At 42.5% G+C, this 18124-nt stretch carries 18 protein-coding genes; 5 read left to right on the top strand and 13 right to left on the bottom strand.

Annotated elements, in window-relative coordinates:
• The first annotated feature begins 166 nt into the window (after positions 1-166).
• Positions 167-1315: an aminotransferase A gene (locus TY16_RS19700; protein ID WP_043933506.1), complete on the top strand. Its 1149-nt coding sequence runs from the start codon at positions 167-169 to the stop codon at positions 1313-1315.
• 361 nt (positions 1316-1676) lie between these two features.
• Here the strand turns inward: TY16_RS19700 and TY16_RS19705 are convergent, their stop codons facing one another.
• The 8 genes from TY16_RS19705 to TY16_RS19735 all read right to left on the bottom strand — a co-directional run bounded on the left by TY16_RS19705 (position 1677) and on the right by TY16_RS19735 (position 7981).
• Entirely contained in the window at positions 1677-2042 is a 366-nt protein-coding gene (locus TY16_RS19705) for a hypothetical protein (RefSeq protein ID WP_043933507.1), read from the bottom strand.
• A gap of 57 nt (positions 2043-2099) precedes the next feature.
• The gene (locus tag TY16_RS19710) at positions 2100-2975 is read right to left on the bottom strand and encodes an NAD(P)-dependent oxidoreductase (protein WP_043934853.1); all 876 of its coding nucleotides are present in this window, start codon (positions 2973-2975) and stop codon (positions 2100-2102) included.
• Between the two features lie 271 nt (positions 2976-3246).
• Positions 3247-4032, bottom strand: coding sequence for an SDR family oxidoreductase (locus TY16_RS19715; RefSeq protein ID WP_043933508.1), 786 nt, complete (start codon positions 4030-4032; stop codon positions 3247-3249).
• Positions 4033-4132: 100 nt separating this feature from the next.
• A complete protein-coding gene (locus TY16_RS26665; protein WP_197028425.1) occupies positions 4133-4276 on the bottom strand; it encodes a hypothetical protein in 144 nt (47 codons plus the stop codon).
• A gap of 285 nt (positions 4277-4561) precedes the next feature.
• A complete protein-coding gene (gene ptsP / locus TY16_RS19720) occupies positions 4562-6277 on the bottom strand; it encodes a phosphoenolpyruvate--protein phosphotransferase (protein ID WP_043933509.1) in 1716 nt (571 codons plus the stop codon).
• A complete protein-coding gene (locus tag TY16_RS19725; protein ID WP_043933510.1) occupies positions 6277-6543 on the bottom strand; it encodes a phosphocarrier protein HPr in 267 nt (88 codons plus the stop codon). The genes ptsP and TY16_RS19725 overlap by 1 nt, the downstream gene beginning before the upstream one ends.
• A 361-nt stretch (positions 6544-6904) precedes the next feature.
• Positions 6905-7651, bottom strand: coding sequence for an SDR family NAD(P)-dependent oxidoreductase (locus TY16_RS19730; RefSeq protein ID WP_043933511.1), 747 nt, complete (start codon positions 7649-7651; stop codon positions 6905-6907).
• Positions 7652-7786: 135 nt separating this feature from the next.
• Positions 7787-7981, bottom strand: coding sequence for a hypothetical protein (locus TY16_RS19735; protein ID WP_043933512.1), 195 nt, complete (start codon positions 7979-7981; stop codon positions 7787-7789).
• 434 nt (positions 7982-8415) lie between these two features.
• Between TY16_RS19735 and TY16_RS19740 the strand changes: the two genes are divergently transcribed.
• Positions 8416-8604 carry a YkvS family protein gene (locus TY16_RS19740; protein ID WP_043933513.1) on the top strand — a complete coding sequence of 63 codons (189 nt, stop codon included), beginning with the start codon at positions 8416-8418 and terminating at the stop codon, positions 8602-8604.
• A 47-nt stretch (positions 8605-8651) separates the two neighbouring features.
• Here the strand turns inward: TY16_RS19740 and TY16_RS19745 are convergent, their stop codons facing one another.
• A complete protein-coding gene (locus TY16_RS19745; protein ID WP_043933514.1) occupies positions 8652-9320 on the bottom strand; it encodes an oxidoreductase in 669 nt (222 codons plus the stop codon).
• A 163-nt stretch (positions 9321-9483) separates the two neighbouring features.
• On the opposite strand from TY16_RS19745, the gene TY16_RS19750 reads away from it, so the two are divergent.
• Positions 9484-10095, top strand: coding sequence for a CPBP family intramembrane glutamic endopeptidase (locus tag TY16_RS19750; RefSeq protein WP_043933515.1), 612 nt, complete (start codon positions 9484-9486; stop codon positions 10093-10095).
• Between the two features lie 37 nt (positions 10096-10132).
• Here TY16_RS19750 and TY16_RS19755 read toward each other — a convergent pair whose 3' ends face one another.
• A complete protein-coding gene (locus TY16_RS19755) occupies positions 10133-11179 on the bottom strand; it encodes a YkvI family membrane protein (RefSeq protein WP_043933516.1) in 1047 nt (348 codons plus the stop codon).
• A 212-nt stretch (positions 11180-11391) separates the two neighbouring features.
• On the opposite strand from TY16_RS19755, the gene TY16_RS19760 reads away from it, so the two are divergent.
• Positions 11392-13551, top strand: a complete 2160-nt coding sequence (locus TY16_RS19760; protein ID WP_043933517.1) for an ATP-dependent Clp protease ATP-binding subunit — start codon at positions 11392-11394, stop codon at positions 13549-13551.
• 221 nt (positions 13552-13772) lie between these two features.
• Here TY16_RS19760 and TY16_RS19765 read toward each other — a convergent pair whose 3' ends face one another.
• Together TY16_RS19765 and TY16_RS19770 are read right to left on the bottom strand one after the other, a co-directional pair.
• Positions 13773-15467, bottom strand: a complete 1695-nt coding sequence (locus tag TY16_RS19765; RefSeq protein ID WP_043933518.1) for a M3 family oligoendopeptidase — start codon at positions 15465-15467, stop codon at positions 13773-13775.
• A gap of 263 nt (positions 15468-15730) precedes the next feature.
• The gene (locus tag TY16_RS19770; RefSeq protein WP_043933519.1) at positions 15731-16171 is read right to left on the bottom strand and encodes a MarR family winged helix-turn-helix transcriptional regulator; all 441 of its coding nucleotides are present in this window, start codon (positions 16169-16171) and stop codon (positions 15731-15733) included.
• Between the two features lie 166 nt (positions 16172-16337).
• Between TY16_RS19770 and TY16_RS19775 the strand changes: the two genes are divergently transcribed.
• Complete coding sequence (locus TY16_RS19775) at positions 16338-17576, top strand: MFS transporter (RefSeq protein ID WP_043933520.1); 1239 nt, start codon at positions 16338-16340, stop codon at positions 17574-17576.
• 271 nt (positions 17577-17847) lie between these two features.
• Here the strand turns inward: TY16_RS19775 and TY16_RS19780 are convergent, their stop codons facing one another.
• Positions 17848-18030, bottom strand: coding sequence for a hypothetical protein (locus TY16_RS19780; protein WP_043933521.1), 183 nt, complete (start codon positions 18028-18030; stop codon positions 17848-17850).
• Between the last annotated feature and the right edge of the window lie 94 nt (positions 18031-18124).

The raw sequence follows: 18124 nt of genomic DNA on the forward strand, positions 1-18124 counted from the left end.
CTTCCATGCGGCGCTTTTTCATTGTGTTTTATACATACAAAAAAAATCCCTTCCCTTAAATAACCAAAACTCGTGTTTTGATTGTATTAAGCATGATATTGCGCTTTCCTGCAGTTTTCCTGTAGGATTGAAGAATGATAAAAATGGAAAGGCGTGTATCTGTTTAATGGAGCATTTAATTAATCAAAGAGTAAAAGCAATAGAAATTTCCGGCATCCGAAAATTCTTTAATATGGTGTCAGATGTAGAGAATGTAGTGTCTCTTACTATTGGGCAGCCTGACTTTCCAACACCCCAACATATAAAAGAAGCCGCAGTCAAGGCTATCCACGATAACCGGACCGTATATACCCATAATGCAGGCATGATCGAGACAAGGCAGGCCGCTTCGGATTTTGTCCGTGAAAAATACGGTCTCATTTATGACCCCCAAACAGAGGTTATAGTAACAAGTGGAGCCAGTGAAGCGATTGATATCGCCTTTCGTTCGATTTTAGAGGAAGGGTGTGAGGTTATTCTTCCGGGTCCCATTTACCCAGGCTATGAGCCTATCATTCGGCTATGCGGGGCTATACCAGTGCATGCCGATATTCGGGAAAACGGGTTTCGTTTCACAGTTGAGATAATCCGTAAGCATCTAACAGAAAAAACCAGATGCATTGTCCTCCCTTACCCCTCCAATCCGACAGGGGTCAGCCTCTCGGAACAAGAGATTAAAGATATTGCTGAGCTGGTAAAGGGAAGAGATATCCTGGTTTTGGCAGATGAAATTTATAGCGAACTGATTTACGGGCAAGCTCATTTTTCAATCGGCTCCATCCTTAAGGAACAAACAATTGTAATTAATGGATTATCCAAATCACATTCCATGACAGGATGGCGCATCGGTCTTCTTTTTGCCCCGGAGAAGTTGGCAAAACACATTTTGAAGGTCCACCAATACAATGTAACCTGCGCAAATTCAATCGCACAGGTTGCGGCAACAGAGGCATTAACGTTTGGAAAGGACGACGCGCTACCTATGAAAAAGGAATATGAAGTGCGGCGCAATTATGTTTATGAAAGGCTAGTTGCCATGGGACTCGATGTGCCTATGCCCGACGGAGCATTTTACTTTTTTGTTAAAATCCCGCCGTCGATGAACCAAGATTCATTCGGATTTGCTCTTGACCTTGTTGACAAGGCTAAGCTAGCTGTTGTCCCAGGCAGCGCTTTTTCTGAATTTGGCGAAGGATACTTTCGCCTCTCCTATGCGTATTCAATGGATACCTTGAAAGAGGGTCTGGATCGACTTGAAGGCTACCTGAATAATTGAAACAAAATCCCCGCAGCATCCGCCGCGGGGATTTGTTCTTGTAAAATAAATTATAGTTTTCGCAACTTTGGAAAACATTTTTCAAGTTGGTCTACGTCTAGCTACACAAGGAAGTCTTCGGCAGCATAAGCATCGACGATTTACGCGATAGCGTAATGAGGAGCGCCTATCGCCTAGCAAACTTCAGGTCTCCTCCCTGCAATAAGTCATGCACGAACACGCTTACGCTCTTCGTGATTCCTTTATCTCAGTCGAAGCCCCTCCATTTTGTACGGCGATGTTCACTAAGGAAAGCTCCTCAGAATAATCATCGCAGGGACAGGCGGCACTTTGCCTGTCACGAAGGCGCTTTCGCTTTTGTTCATACCATTTTTCTGATGAAACGCACTTCCCGGTAGCCCTCGATTTTGTCGGTCGTAAAGAGGCCGATTTCTGCATACGTCCCTTTCAGGTCAATAAGGGTTGCTTCCAATTCTTCGGGAGACTTGGGCTTCGGATAGCCCAGTCTCTTTATTTCTTCCATTAAAATCCGGAAGCCGCCATCTGTTTCAATATGGCTGAATTTAGGAGGCAATGTACCCATCACCTCATTAATCAAGGTTAACTCCCATTTAATTGGCCTAGCATTGGTAACTGTTTTTTCCCTTGTAAAGCCATCAATTCTGACCAAGTAGCGTCCATCTTCCAATTCATTGAACTTATTTTTCACATCATCAAACAGGCTCATTCTAAACGCCCCCTTCACAGTAAATGTATTTTTACAAAGGGGAATTTAGAAGAGATGTTATGCCCAGTATTTATAAAGCGCCTGCGTTCCGCTGTTTTCTTCTCCCTGTTCCGCAAGCTGTTCATATAAAGATTTAGCGAGGGAAAGTGCCGGGGCATCCATCCCCATTTTTTCAGCTTCCTCGAGGGCAATTCTCATGTCTTTGATAAAATGCTTTATGTAGAAGCCTGGTTCAAAATCTCCTTTTAGCATTTTAGGTGCAAGATTTGAGAGATTCCAGCTTCCTGCTGCACCTGTAGAAATGCTCTTTAATACATTTTCCGGATCGAGGCCGGCTTTTTTGGCATAAACCATTGCTTCTGCAACACCCATCATCGTCGAAGCGATGGCAATCTGATTACACATTTTCGTGTGCTGCCCTGCACCAGCGTTGCCCTGATAGACAATGTTTGTTCCAAGCAATTCAAGCAAGGGTTTTACTGCAAGGAAGGCTTCTTCATCACCGCCAACCATGACAGCCAGCCGCGCATCACGAGCCCCAATGTCCCCACCAGAAACCGGGGCATCAAGGGAATGCATCCCGCGCTTTTTCGCTTCCTCATAAAGCTTGGCAGCAAGCGATGGTGTAGATGTTGTCATATCAACAAAATAAGTGCCTTCTTCTGCATTATCCATGATTCCTCCAGAACTTAGGTACACTTCTTCAACATCATGAGGATATCCGACAATTGTAAAAACCACATTTGCCCCCCGGGCTGCCTCCCCAGGGCTATCCGCCCAGGTTGCCCCTTTTTCAAGCAGGCTTTCGGCTTTTTCCTTCGTCCTGTTATATACAGTAACTTTATAACCGCCCTTTAACAAATGGCTGGCCATGCTACGACCCATGACTCCGGTGCCAATAAACGCTATAGAAGTTGTTTCTGGTGTTAACATATAATCAATCCCTTCCATGCTATTTCCTTTATAATACCGTATAACTCACAATACAGCGCAAAAAAAGACTCGCACAAAATGCGAGTCCCAATCTTGTAGTTTGGTTGCCGAAATCCAAAGTTTGATTTTCATTTAAAAAAATACCGATGATATATGTCTCTGAAAAAAAGAAGACCCGGAGCCAATCATCTCCGGGTGTGCCAATCTCCAAATTATGCACAATGATAGTCTTTCCCCATTTATAAAAAAACAAACAGTATTTGAAAATAAATTAGATAGATTTAACCATTCCCCCATCAACAATAAATGCTTGTCCTGTCATATAGGTATTAGCAGCTGAAACTAAAAAGGCACCCACTTTCGCAAATTCCTCAGGTGTTCCATACCGCCCAAGCGGTATATTCTTTTTCACATTGCTTTCGACAGCTTCAAGGTCAACCCCAAGATTTTCTGCTCTGAACTGATCGAGATGTTTCGTACGGTCCGTCGATATCCTTCCTGGAGCGATTGTATTAATTAGAATCCCGTAAGGTGCAAGTTCAGAAGCTAGTGTCTTTGACATTCCGACAATACCAGCCCTAAATGTGTTCGACAATATTAAGCCTGCGATTGGTTCCTTGATAGAAGAAGAAGCGATATTCAGGATTTTCCCTCCGTTTTCCTTCATATAAGGTAAAACCCTTTCGATAAGTCTGACATAGGATAATAAATTTAACTCGAATGCCGCCTGCCATTGTTCTTCAGCTAATGATTCAAAACTCCCTGCCGGAGGCCCTCCAGAATTATTGACAAGGATATCAATAGTGCCAAATTCATTTACAGCACCGGAAACCAGGTTTCTTATATCCTCCGACTTCGTTAGGTCCGCACGTATGTAAATTGCCTTTCCATCCCCTAATTCACTAAGCTCTTCCAAGCGCATCTGAAGCTTGTCTTCTTCCCTTCCCGAGATTATGACATTTGCCCCTTCCTTAAAAAGCTCTCTTGCGATTGCAAAACCAAGCCCTTGGCTTGAAGCAGCAATAAGCGCAGTCTTGCCTTTTAAATTAAAATCCATTGCTCTGCCTCCTTTAATCTTTTTATTTATTATACTCCATTACATTCTATCAAACAGAGAAAACCCCTTCTGTTTAAAGAAGGGGTCCGTACCATTTCATTTAGAGTGTGTCTACCTGGTTTTTCTTTTTAGAAGTTCCCAGCGATTTCATCTGTCCCATCAGTTTGTCTCGAGAGTCCTTGTTCCTCATTAAGTAAGCAAGTCCAAGGCCAACAGTTGTCATAACCATCTTTTTTCTATCCATTTTAAATAGCCTCCTATCTAATGTGTACATAGAAAAAATTCCCGTTCCCTAAGGACAGTAAACCCTTTCCTAATAAAAAGAGGTTTCCTCCACTTCCTTATATTCCCACCGACTATGTTGACCTTCTCACATTTAATCCAGGTACAAAAAAAATCCGGCTGCATTATGCAGCCGGCAAAAAGGGGGAAAATGAGAATGATTAGCTTACACTAAATCATACTAGTTGCTTGATAGTAATTTACCCGCAAGCTTGTCCCCCAAACCATTTTTTATATTTCAATTGTGTTACAAATTCGCGGCAGATTTTACAGCTGCAATGACTTCTTCCATTGTGCTCATTGACAATGCTTTTTGAGCCAGCTCTTCCATCTCCGCTTTTTTAAGCTTCTTGATTTGATTCCGAGCTTTTAAGATAGATGTAGCACTCATGGAGAATTCATCGAGTCCGAGCCCTACAAGCAGAGGTATGGCTGTTTCGTCACCGGCCATTTCTCCGCACATTCCAGCCCATTTTCCTTCCGCATGTGCTGCGTCAATCACCATTTTAACAAGGCGAAGGATAGCAGGGTTGTATGGCTGGTATAGGTAAGATACCCGTTCGTTCATCCTGTCTGCCGCCATGGTGTATTGAATCAGATCATTCGTACCAATACTGAAGAAATCTACTTCTTTAGCAAATTGATCCGCAATTACAGCAGTGGAAGGAATCTCGACCATGATTCCCAGCTCTATCCGATCAGAAATGGTTGCGCCTTCCTCGGCAAGCTTGGCCTTCTCTTCCTCAAGCATAGCTTTTGCCTGGCGGAATTCATCCAGGGTTGCAATCATCGGGAACATGATTTTCAGGTTCCCATAGGAGCTTGCACGCAGCAGGGCCCTCAGCTGGGTCCTGAAAATCCCTTGCTCTTCCAAGCAAAGCCGGATCGCCCTAAAGCCGAGAAACGGATTCATTTCCTTTGGAAGCTGTAAATATGGAAGTTCCTTGTCTCCGCCAATATCAAGTGTCCTTACGACGACTGGTCGGCCCTCCATGCCTTCGAGGACAGCTTTATAGGCTTCGAACTGTTCATCTTCGGTTGGAAGTTGGTCGCGGCCCATATAAAGGAATTCAGTCCGGTACAAGCCGACTGCTTCTGCCCCGTTTTCCCGAACGCCTTTAAGATCCTTCGGTGTTCCTATGTTAGCACCCAACTCAACTTCATGGCCATCAGCTGTAACGGTCTTCTCGTTGACAAGCTTCGCCCATTCCGCTTTTTGTGCTTCATAGTCAGCCTTTATCTGCTCATATGCCTGAACGAGTTCCGGGGTTGGATTGATATGTACCTCTCCCTTTAGCCCATCGACAATGACCAAATCACCGTTGTTAATGGTATCGGTTGCATTTCTTGTGCCAACAACTGCAGGAATCTCAAGAGAGCGCGCCATAATCGCAGAATGCGATGTCCTTCCGCCAATATCGGTCGTGAACCCTTTGACAAATTCACGATTTAATTGTGCTGTATCGGAAGGGGTTAAATCTTCGCCAACTACAATGACCTCCTCGGCAATCATTGAAGGATTGGGAAGCTGAACACCAAGAAGCCTCGCAAGTATCCGTTTTGTAACATCCCGGATATCGGCAGCCCTTTCTTTCATATATTCATTATCCATTTGTTCAAACATCGTAATGAACATGCTAGCGGTCTCATTTAAAGCAAACTCGGCATTTACGTTTTCAGTCCTAATTCTGTCCTCAATTGGCGAAACAAGTTCAGGATCAGACAGGACAAGCAGGTGTGCTTCAAAAATTGCGGCTTTATCAGGCCCTAACGTTTCATTGGCTCTGTCCCTGATTAGTTCAAGCTCGGACTTTGACTGCTCGAGGGCTTTACGAAAACGTTCCACTTCAGTTCCTGGATTCAAAATGGTTTCCTTTGAAAATGAAAAATCAGGTTCTGTCAGCCTGTAAGCTTTGGCAATCGCTATTCCATTTGAAGCAGCAATACCTTGAAGGAAAGCCATTATTCTGCCAAACCTTCTTTTTTCAAGGTTTCTTCAAGTGTGCGAAGAGCCTCTTCTGAATCTCCACCTTCAGCTGAAATGGATATGGATGCACCCTGGCCGATTCCTAATGACATAACACCCATAATAGATTTTAAGTTCACTTTTTTGCCTTTGTATTCGAGGTTTATATCAGAATCGAATCTGCTTGCAGTTTGCACCAATAGTGTTGCTGGTCTAGCATGGATGCCAGTCTCCGCTGTTACTTTGAATTGTTTTTCTGCCATGTAAATCAAACTCCTTAGGTTTGTTTTTTTGAGAATATTGCTGCTATAATACTATTCCCCAATTGATATTTAGAAAAACTTGACATTCACCATATCATGTTTTCGGTGACTCCTACTATTAGGAAAGTATGTACTTTTTCCTTATACAAATTGGTTGCAAAAAAGTGCAATTTCTCACCCTCATTAACTTATACAATTTACGATTATTAGTCAACAAATCAGGTATTTGCATAAATTATTTAAAACCTACTGGCATCTGTAGTATTTCAAAAGGTTGTATTACTATGTATATTAAATGGAAAATTTGTTTACCTTCGATTCCCCACTCCTCTATGTATAATCCACCACTTTCTGGTCTGGTCTATTCCTCATAGATCATCTTTTTTGTCATACCGCCATCAATCGTCAAATTTTCGCCGGTAATGAAATCATTTAATGGGTCAGAAAGAAATAGGCAGGCCCTGGCAATATCATCAGGTTTTCCTACACGTTCGCTTAGATGCTGTTTATGGTCGCGTTCGGAAAGCGCCCCATAGTCCACTGTTTCAATCCAGCCGGGGCTTATGGAGTTTACTGTAATTCCATAGGGGCCAAGCGTCCTGGCAAGTGCATGAGTCAGGGCTACAATCCCTCCCTTGGATGCAGAATATGCTTCAGTATTCGGTTCAGACATAAATGCTCTGGTCGAGGCAATATTAATGATTTTACCGCCTCCTTTTTCTTTCATCATTCTGGCAGTTGACTGCGACAACAAAAAAGTGCTGCGGAGATTCGTGTTGATGACCTCATCCCACTCTTCCACTGTAAGCTCAAAAAAATTGTTGAACCTGGATATTCCTGCGTTATTAATCAGAACATCAATTTTTTCAAATTTTTTCACTGTGTTCTCCACTAGCAAAGAAATGCTATCCCCATTTTTTACATCAGTTTCAAAGAAGACAGCCTCGCCTCGATATCGGGATAATTCTTGGGCAAATGCCTTGCCAGCCTCCACGTCTATATCTGACAGAGCGAGGTTTGCACCTTCTTCAGCAAACATCTGTGCAATTCCCTTCCCAATGCCGTTTGCAGAACCAGTAACAATTACGGTCTTCCCTTCAAACCGCATATCAGATTTCCCCTTTCGTATTTTCATTTCTTATATCATGGTGCTTATTTGTTGATTTCTGCACCACCTAATACTCGGTTTTTGAATGAGCCTCGCACGTCACAATATTGTTAGAAAGGAGAGTTATTTTTCAAATTAACTGCGCGGTTCACTTTGATATTCATAAATGACTCCTCCCCCGCGTTGGGCAATTCCTCGGAAATGCTTAAAGTCCTCTCTGTTTACCAAAACAGTTCTAAATGGCAAAAAGTCCTCGTTCGTTACATAATACTCCGCCAGAACTCCATCTCGAAGCTGGTCAAGAATTTCATTTACTTCATTTTCTGTCATACTATCACCGCCCTTTCCTTATTTAACCGAATAATAATCTTCCTTCGAGGTTCTGTCCAGTTTCCCCATTTTTTGAACAATTTCTGAAAAATAGTGAATATATATATATAACTGCTAATTTAATCAATAACCGGATTAAAAATGGCATAAATGAAACGGAAAATGCGTGTTCTCCCTTCAAATACGCGGATTTTCCTGAGCCTGTCAGAATGTGCAGAAACCCATCAAGGTCATGTAGGAGGAAAGGGAAATTTCATAACCTAAACACAACCAGCCAAAAATTCTTATTATTTAAAAAAGAAAGCCTTTACGTTTTTATCTTTTTAGTGCAAACTGTTATTAAAATCTTTTAGATAGAAAATTTTTACTAAATGGCAAGGGGAAACCCAGCTGAAGGTTGCCAGTAGAAATGGGAGCATAAAGGAGAGAGACAGTTGAAAAGAGCAGAAGTGGGAAATGTAATTGAATTCCGCGGAGGACTTCAAGGAGTAGTTGAAAAAGTAAATGAGAACTCAGTAATCGTCGACCTCACTTATATGGACAATTACCGGGATTTGGAGTTGGACCAGCGTACTGTCATTAATCATAAAAACTATAAAGTTATTAGAGAAAGCGCAAATTAAATATACGTGCAAAAGCAGCCGGACTTCATACCAGCTGCTTTTGCTTTTTAATTTTTCACCATTCCCAGTCCTGCTATTTCATCGGACTCTATAATTCTGACTCCACTCTTTAGTTTAATCGCAGTGATGGCCATTGAAGCGGCTACAACACGTCCCTCGACTGGTGCATATTTTTTAAGTTTTCCAGGCAATATTCCAGCGAACGGACGGTACACCCATTCGGCCAATTTTTCACCAAACCTGAATTCCTCCCTTTCTCCAACTAAGAGGGATGGCCTAAAGATTGAGACAGATTTAAAAGGCAAGCCAGCTAGCGTCTCCTCTAATTCCCCTTTCACTCTGCTGTAGAAAAATGGAGAATCTTTGCTTGCTCCCATAGAGGAGATCACGAGGTAGTGTTTCGCTCCGTATTCAATACCAAGCCTTGCTGCTTCAATAGGATATGTGTAATCGACCTTGCGGAATGCTTCCTGGGAGCCGGCTTTTTTAATTGTTGTTCCTAAACAGCAGAATATATCATCCACTTGAAAGAGTTCAGGATGCTGATTCATTTCATTCATATCAATAATGTATTCCTTTATTTTTGGGTTCGTAAAACCCCCTGTTCTTCTAACCATAAGCCTCAGCTCGGAATACTCATCCATAGACGATAAAACGTGGACGAGCTGCTTACCGACCAGTCCTGTTGCCCCAAGTATCAGCGCGCTTCTTTTCATTGGACTCCCCCTTCTTTCTTCAACTATACTTTCTTCCTTATTTATTGCCAACCTGCATGCCTGCCTAGAAGAAAGGGAAGAATAATAATAGGTATGTGCTTTCATGAGCCCTTATATTTTGCTACAATAGGCTCATTGTTTGAAAGGAGCATGACATTTTAATATGTTATTGGATAAACTGGATTACCGCCTGCTTGCAGGTTTTATACTCGCTCACTTATTGCTTTTTTTCACATTTCAGGATAAGGATATTTTTTGGTATATCTTTTCTGCTTCTCTGCTATTTTTAACTATTTGGACCATTTGGCAGGAAGATGTTGATGACCAACTATCCTTTGGCCAATACATGGCTTTGGGGATTGCCTCAGGTCTCCTCATATTCGGCTTGTTTTATACAGGAAACATGTTGTTCAAAATGTTGGGCTTGCCGTTTGAGGACAATATTGCGAAGCTTTATGACTGGTTTGCCCCGAGTGAATTTTGGCAATATATCGCACTCATCCTAATAGCTGCACCGGGAGAGGAGTTATTTTGGAGAGGGTTCGTTCAAAAGAGGCTAATAAGAAGTATGTCACCGCTTGCCAGTGTCCTTATCTCTTCTGTAATGTATGCCTCAGTAAACATTTACTCCCATGAATTCCTGCTTGTATTAGCAGCCTTGGTATCTGGAATAGCCTGGGGCCTCCTCTATGCATGGAAAAGAAGCATGCCTCTTATCATTGTCTCCCATCTGATTTTCGATCTGCTTCTGTTTGTATTTATGCCACTAAATTAAAGTATCCGCCCTGCTAAATCATGGCGGATACTTTCATTTATTTCTTTTTTCCAGGCATGGGTTTGGCCCATAACAGCACTAAAAAAGCTAGGCTAACGTATCCGAATAATGGATAAAGGAAAGACAAGAGTGTTCCATAATGAATCAAACTTGCCGCGTAGGATACGATAAATATTCCGGCAGTTATTGTCATCGTATTCAATGGCAAGTATTTTCTTAGCTGTCTCTCAAGTCCATAAATATTTCCTATGACAGATGTAAAAATCTCTGCATACACAATCCCCACAAAAATCCAATGGAAACCGGCTGCGAGCCTGAGCATTACAGCTGCCATTGGGATTTCATAAGTTTCAAGGTTTGGGAGCATGACCATAGTCAAATGACTCGAAAACAAGATGAGTGTCAGTGCTATTCCCCCGAGAATCCCCCCCCATTTAATCGTCCAGTCATCACGTACTTCGGCGGCTATCGGTACAAGTACTGCCTGGGAAAGACCAAGATTAAAGGCAATGTATAAAAATGGGGAAATTAACCCCCTCCAGCTTATTCCATCATCATCCATTTTAAAAAAAGCATCCTTCAACCCGGGATGATCCAGCGACAGAATCATAAGAAACAAACTGAAAGCAATCATTGCCGGTACAATGAAGGTGTTTACAGCAAAAAGGCCTTTTGTGCCAACAGCCATAACAATTACCGACAAAACAATGGTCGTAATAACGCCGTAATGGCTTGACACACCGATTTGCTCTTTAAACACCGCCCCCGCTCCGGACATCATCACTGAGGTCACTCCTAGCAACATGAGCAGCATAAGGATATTGATTATCTTTGCTGCAGAACGCCCAAATAAAAATTCATTAAATTCTTCATATGTTTCTGTTTTTGCCCAGACAGCGAGCCTCATTAATTTAGATCCAAGCGCAACAAGCAAGTAGCCGCTAACTAAAATCCCAATGAACCCAATAAATCCATATCGTGAAAAAAACTCCACAATTTCCCTTCCAGTTGCAAACCCCGCTCCCACTACAGTTCCCACATAAACAGCGGCGATTTGGAAGGCTCCTGTCCAATTCCGTTTCAAAGAGACATCCCTCCCCATTAAACTATATGGGAAATAGGACAAACCATTCCTACCTTGCAAACTTTAAAAGAAAAACCTGATTCCATAAATTGGAGTGTCTTTTCAATAAAAATTTTTAAGCAAATCAGTTGAAAGTCAAAGAAGGTCAAAGTATACTTAGAAACCGAAAGATCAAAGTTAGTCAAAATCAAACTTTTAAGGGAGGCAGAACTATGCTTTGCCAACAATGTAAACAAAACCAGGCAACAATTCAGTTAAAAATAAATGTTAATGGTATGAAAAGAGACTTTATGCTATGCCAGGATTGTTACACCAAGGAGCGTCAGGCAATGGCAAGCAGCTTTGGGCCATCTGCCGGAATACCTTCTTCTTTCTTTAACTTTAATACTCCGCCATTTGGCGGCCAGGACATCCCTGACCAAGGCTTTATCCAAGCCCAAGAATCCAAAAAAGCTAAGGGTGGCAATGGTTTCTTTGACAGCTACGGAAGAAATCTGTCACAAGCTGCTAAAGCGGGTTTAATTGACCCTGTTATTGGCCGTGATGAAGAAGTTGAACGCGTTATTGAAATATTGAACCGACGAAATAAAAATAATCCAGTGCTAATCGGTGAACCGGGTGTTGGTAAAACCGCTATAGCCGAAGGCCTGGCTTTGAAAATAACCGAAGGCAAAGTCCCTGCGAAACTGGCAAACAAGGAAATTTACTTGCTGGATGTGGCTTCGCTTGTTGCAAATACGGGTATTCGCGGCCAATTCGAAGAACGTATGAAGCAAATGATCTCAGAGCTTCAAAAACGCAAAAATATCATTCTGTTTATAGACGAAATACACTTGCTTGTAGGTGCAGGCTCCGCAGAAGGATCAATGGATGCAGGAAACATCCTCAAACCTGCACTTGCCCGTGGAGAATTACAATTAATTGGCGCAACAACGCTAAAGGAATATCGCCAAATTGAAAAGGATGCAGCTCTTGAACGAAGGTTCCAGCCAATTCACGTTCATGAGCCATCTGTTGAGGCAGCGATTGAAATACTAAAAGGGATTCAATCTAAATATGAAGCCTTTCATGAAGTAAGTTTCTCCGAAGAAGCTATCAAAGCTTGTGTCCAGCTATCACACCGGTATATCCAGGATCGGTTCCTGCCTGATAAGGCGATCGACCTCCTCGATGAAGCTGGTTCCAAGCTAAACTTGGCTTCTGGCAGCATTTCCTCCAAAGAGGATATTGATGCTAAGTTAAAGCACATCGCTGCTCAAAAAGAAATTGCATTAAAAGAGGAGAACTATGAAAAAGCCGCTAAGCTGCGTGATGAGGAGGCTGAGCTGGAAAAACTCTTAAATGAAGTCCAGCCTAAAAATCGCCCTGTAGTAGAGGCTAGCAATATTCAAACTATAATCGAAAAGAAAACGGGTATCCCTGTAGGCAAATTGCATGAAGGGGAACAACAAATGCTGAAAAATCTTGAAGAATCAATTGGCAGGAAGGTCATTGGGCAAAAAGAGGCTGTGAAGAAGGTTGCTAAGGCCATCCGCCGCAGTCGCGCAGGCCTGAAAGCAAAACAAAGGCCGATTGGCTCATTCCTGTTCGCTGGCCCAACAGGTGTCGGGAAGACCGAATTAACAAAGACTCTAGCCGAGGAGTTATTTGGAACAAAAGATGCCATGATCAGGCTTGATATGAGCGAATATATGGAAAAACACAGTGTATCAAAGCTTATAGGTTCACCTCCTGGCTACGTCGGCTTTGAGGAAGCTGGCCAACTTACCGAGAAGGTTCGCAGGAATCCATACAGCATTATCCTGCTAGATGAAATTGAAAAAGCCCATCCTGATGTACAGCATATGTTCCTGCAAATTATGGAGGATGGACGTTTAACCGACAGCCAGGGCCGAACTGTCTCCTTCAAGGACACAGTCATCATTATGACTACAAATGCCGGAGCAGGTTTCAAGCCAATCCACGTCGGCTTTGGTAACAGCGGGCAAAGCAAACAAACCGGGCTGCTCGAATCCTTGGATGGCTACTTCAAGCCCGAATTCCTGAACCGCTTTGATAGCATCATAGAATTCACACAGCTAGCAAAAGAAGACTTGCTGCAAATCGTTGACTTGATGATTGCAGATTTAAATGCAACTCTGGCCGAACAAAGCCTGTCTTTGGCTGTCACTCAGGAAACTAAAACCAAACTAGCCGAACTTGGTTATCATCCGGCATTTGGTGCCCGCCCATTGAGGAGGGTCATCCAGGAGCAGCTTGAAGACAAAATTGCTGATTTGATTCTTGATCAGCCGGATTTGAAAAAGATTGAAGCAATTCTTGATGGGGATGAGATCGTCCTGAAAGAAAAAGCTGTAGAAGTGAATAATTAGTACAATTAGAGGCTGTCCCAAAGTTACTTTTGGGCGCCTCTTTTTTGTTGAATGAACAGTGCAATGGATTTTGGCTCCACAAAGGGAAGCACCCGAGAGTAATCATCGCAGAGACAGGCGCTTTCATCTCCTGACTCTTTTCCTCCCACGTTCCTGCTGATAAATTTATTACCTGATGGAAAAGGACCCGGAAAAAAATCCCGGGTCCTGTTTTACATTATTTAAAGCTTCTTGTCATCGACTGAATCAAGCCAATTTCCGATTACGTCGACAACCGATTCCACGCAACCATCCTCGAATGGAGAGATGAGCCCTGCTTCCTTTACAAGCCCAAGGAAGGACTGGCTGCCTCCAAGCGAACAGAGATGGAGATAGTCTTTCCAGGCTGACTCCATATCCTCCTGGGACCTCTTCCAGAATTGGAATGCGCAAATTTGGGCGAGTGTGTAATCAATATAATAGAACGGAGAATTGAAGATATGACCTTGCCTCTGCCAGAATCCGCCTCGGTTCAAATAATCATTCTCTTCATAGTTCTTGTGTGGCTGGTATTTCTTTTCAATTTCACGCCACTTTGCTTTCCTTTCAGCAGGGGTAGCCTTTGGATTCTCATATACCCAATGCTGGAATTCATCCACGGATACTCCGTATGGCAGGAATAATAGGGCTCCTCCAAGGTGCTGGAACTTGTATTTTTCAGTATCCTCCTTGAAGAACAGCTCCATCCATGGCCAAGTGAAAAATTCCATGCTCATCGAGTGAATTTCACAGGCTTCATAAGTAGGCCAATAATATTCAGGGATTTGGAAGTGCCTGCTTGAATAAACCTGAAATGCATGGCCCGCTTCATGGGTCAACACATCGATGTCCCCCGATGTTCCATTGAAGTTAGAGAAGATGAATGGCGCCTTGTAATCTTCCACATATGTACAGTAGCCGCCGGCAGCCTTGCCCTTCTTGGCAACAAGGTCCATCAAGTTATTTCCTCTCATAAAACGGAAAAATTCACCCGTTTCCGAGGATAGCTCATCATACATTTTCTGCCCGTTTTCAATGATCCAGTCAGGGGTTCCTTTGGGTACAGGATTCCCGGAAGTATAGCTGAACCCTTCATCATAATAATAGAGCTTATCAACACCAATCCGTTCCTGCTGGCGTTTTTTTAGTTTAGTAGCAATCGGGACAATATACTCCTCGACTTGTTTTCTGAATCCAGCAACCATCTCTGCATTGTAATCTGTCCGGTACATCCTGAAGTATGCCAGTTCAACAAAGTTTTTATAGCCAAGCTTATGGGCAATTTCTGTCCTAACCTTTACCAGGTCATCATAAATACGGTCAAAGCTTTCTTCATTGCTGCTGAAGAAACCGAATTTGGCTTCACTGGCGCGTTTTCTTGTTTCGCGATTTACGGATTCCGTGTAAGGATCCAACTGTGCAAGTGTAAGCTCTTCACCGTCAAATTTAATTTTTGCCGATGCCACAAGCTTTGTATATTCTGAAACCAGCTTATTTTCCTTTTGTAAAAGCGGGATGATGTCAGGCTGAAATGTTTTTAACTGAGCTTCCGCTAGTGCGAATAACTGTGTCCCCCATTTTGCCTCAAGCTCTATCCTGAAGTTTGAGCTTGTTAAGGCCTCATAGTATTTAGTGACAAGCCCTTCAAGCTCAGGGCCAATTTCGTCCATAAAATCCTGCTCTTCTTTATAAAATTCATCCTCGGTATCAATGGAATGGCGTACTGAAACAAGCGTGAACATAGTTGTCAGCTTATTCCTTAATCCATTAATTTTGTCCATGATCCGTCCCTGCTCATCCGCACTTGCTGCGTCTTTGAACTCGTCTAAGGCCGCTTCGAATGATAGTTTCGCTTCGTCAATGTCAGGACGAGCGTATGTATATTCTTCAAATTTCAAATGGCTCCCCTTCTTTCCATATAATACCCTTTGGTTTCGACACAAGCCTTCCCTTTTCCTTCATATTCAGAAAAGTCTTGCAGAACAATTATAGACTTCCAAATCAATTGTGGCAATACAATGAATTTCCTGGATAGTATACATTATCAAAAGTGAAGCCATTCCTATTTTGTATTAAAAAGTGGTGTCGAGAATCGAAGCCATTTTGTTGACTAAACGGAACAAAAATAGACGGCTTAGTTGCCGTCTATTGCTTGAGTTATTTAGTATTTTCCTGATGGAATACCCAGCTTTTTCAACAGGTCAATTGCCTGGCTGCGTTCGTCCTCGGAAATACGGGACATAATTTCGTGTATATTTTGTTCATGGCTTGGAAATACCTCTTCAATAAAATCTTTTCCTTTATCTGTGATTGCAGCAAATGTAACCCTTCGATCAGTAGGACATGCAACACGCTGAAGAAGGCCTTTTTGCTCCAATTTATCAACAACATATGTTATACTTCCGCTTGCAATCAAGATTTTACTTCCAATTTGCTGCATTGGCTGGTCACCTTTATGATAAAGAAGTTCTAGGACAGCAAATTCAGTTGGATTTAATCCATTTTCCTGGATAAGCTTGTTGACTTGCTCATTAATCGCTTTAAAAGCCCTTGATAGAACAATATATAGCTTCAGTGACTGTGCAACAGAGTCTTTTTCCATATTATTCACCCTTTGTAGTATAATTAACGTATCTCGAATTCAAGATAATTATAATAAATTGGACAGCCACTGTCAAATCAAGGGACTACAAAAATTTGTTTCCTCTTTTGGATTTTAGTTTTATTCTATAATTATAGAAAATTTTAATAGAGGAGTTCGTATTGACATGACTTCACAGGCTGCATCAGCTGTTAAGACCCAAACTACCCCTGAGGCAACTACATACAAAATTCTGTTTGTTATTAGTATATGCCATTTATTGAACGATGCGATTCAGTCGGTTGTACCGGCAATGTTTCCAATTCTAGAGAAATCCCTTGGCTTGAATTTTACCCAATTGGGGTTAATTGCATTTTCCCTGAACATGATTTCTTCTGTTATGCAGCCTGTTGTCGGCCAGGCTACTGATAAACGGCCGCTTCCTTATGCCCTTCCAATAGGGTTGGCTTCTTCAATGGCTGGTGTCCTCGGGCTTGCTTTTGCACCCAATTTTATATTAATCATTCTATCCGTTATTTTCATTGGGCTGGGTTCCGCTGTTTTCCATCCAGAAGGGTCAAGGGTCGCCTATATGGCAGCCGGGCCTAAAAGGGGGCTTGCACAATCAATCTACCAGGTAGGCGGTAATTCCGGACAGGCATTGGCTCCATTGATTACAGCTCTCGTGCTTGTACCTTTCGGGCAAAAGGGAGCAGCCTGGTTTGCTATTGTAGCAGCTATCGCTGTCACTCTACTCGTTTATATTGCACGCTGGTACTCAGGGAGACTAGAAACCGCAAAAAGGGCTTTGGGTGGCAAGAAACCGGCTGTAGTGCCTTCAAAGCCCCTGTCTAAAGCTGTAAAGCTTGCTTTATTGTTCATTTTACTTTTAATTTTTGCGCGTTCCTGGTATATATCTGGAGTCACGAATTTCTATGCGTTTTTTGCAATTGAGAAATATGGATTCTCGATTCAGCAAGCCCAGTACTTGCTATTTGCATTTCTTGTAGCCGGTGCAATTGGTACATTTTTCGGCGGTCCGCTAGCCGACCGTTTCGGAAGAAAGAAAGTCATAGCCGAATCTATGCTTGCCGCGGTCCCATTTTCTATCGCAATCCCTTTCCTCCCTCCTATTGCTGCATTGCTTTGCCTTCTTTTAAACGGATTTATTCTTATGACGAGCTTTTCTGTAACGGTGGTATATGCGCAGGAGCTTGTTCCTGGGAAAATCGGCCTCATGTCTGGGCTGACAGTCGGCCTTGCATTTGGAATGGGAGCGATTGGATCAGTCGGACTTGGATATGCAGCAGATTGGGCGGGCCTGCCGGAAATGATTACAGCGTTAGGATTCCTTCCTTTGCTGGGGCTTATTGCGCTTTTGCTTCCGCCAGATGAAAACGTCAGACAATGGAACAAAGCAGATTGATTTAAATATTGCAAAAAGGCATGGCCCTTCAGCCATGCCTTTTCTTACAATTAAGCAATTTGTTCCCTTTTAATAAAAGAACTCCTGACAGAGAACAATCCAATTGGAATATCAATTCCTTCATAGGGGGCCAACAATGGGTAACCGTCAATATTGACAGTGAGGAGGTTCATAAACAAGCCTTCTCACTTTCCTGATTGTAGTAAGTGTATACCTCATGGATTAAGCACAGCGGTTACCATACTTTGGGCAAACTCCGATATTTCAAATATTAGGTTAAATTGTATTTAGTAATTAAATTGAATGGGGAATTTTCAATCTGGAAAACTATCTGCCTAGCACCAAAAATACAATCAACTAAATCCTCCGGTGTATTGGCATCGTTTTGGGCTCTAAATACATGCGAAATGTGTCCAATAGCCGGTATTGGCATCGTTTTGACCTCAAATTTCATGTGAAATGTCTCCAATAACCAGTATTGGCATCGTTTTGATTCCAAAATTGATGCGAAATGTGTCCAATAGCCAGTTATGAGCATCATATTGGGC

The organism is Bacillus sp. EB01, from assembly GCF_000613125.1.
In the GTDB taxonomy this organism is placed as follows: Bacteria; Bacillota; Bacilli; order Bacillales; family Cytobacillaceae; genus Bacillus_D.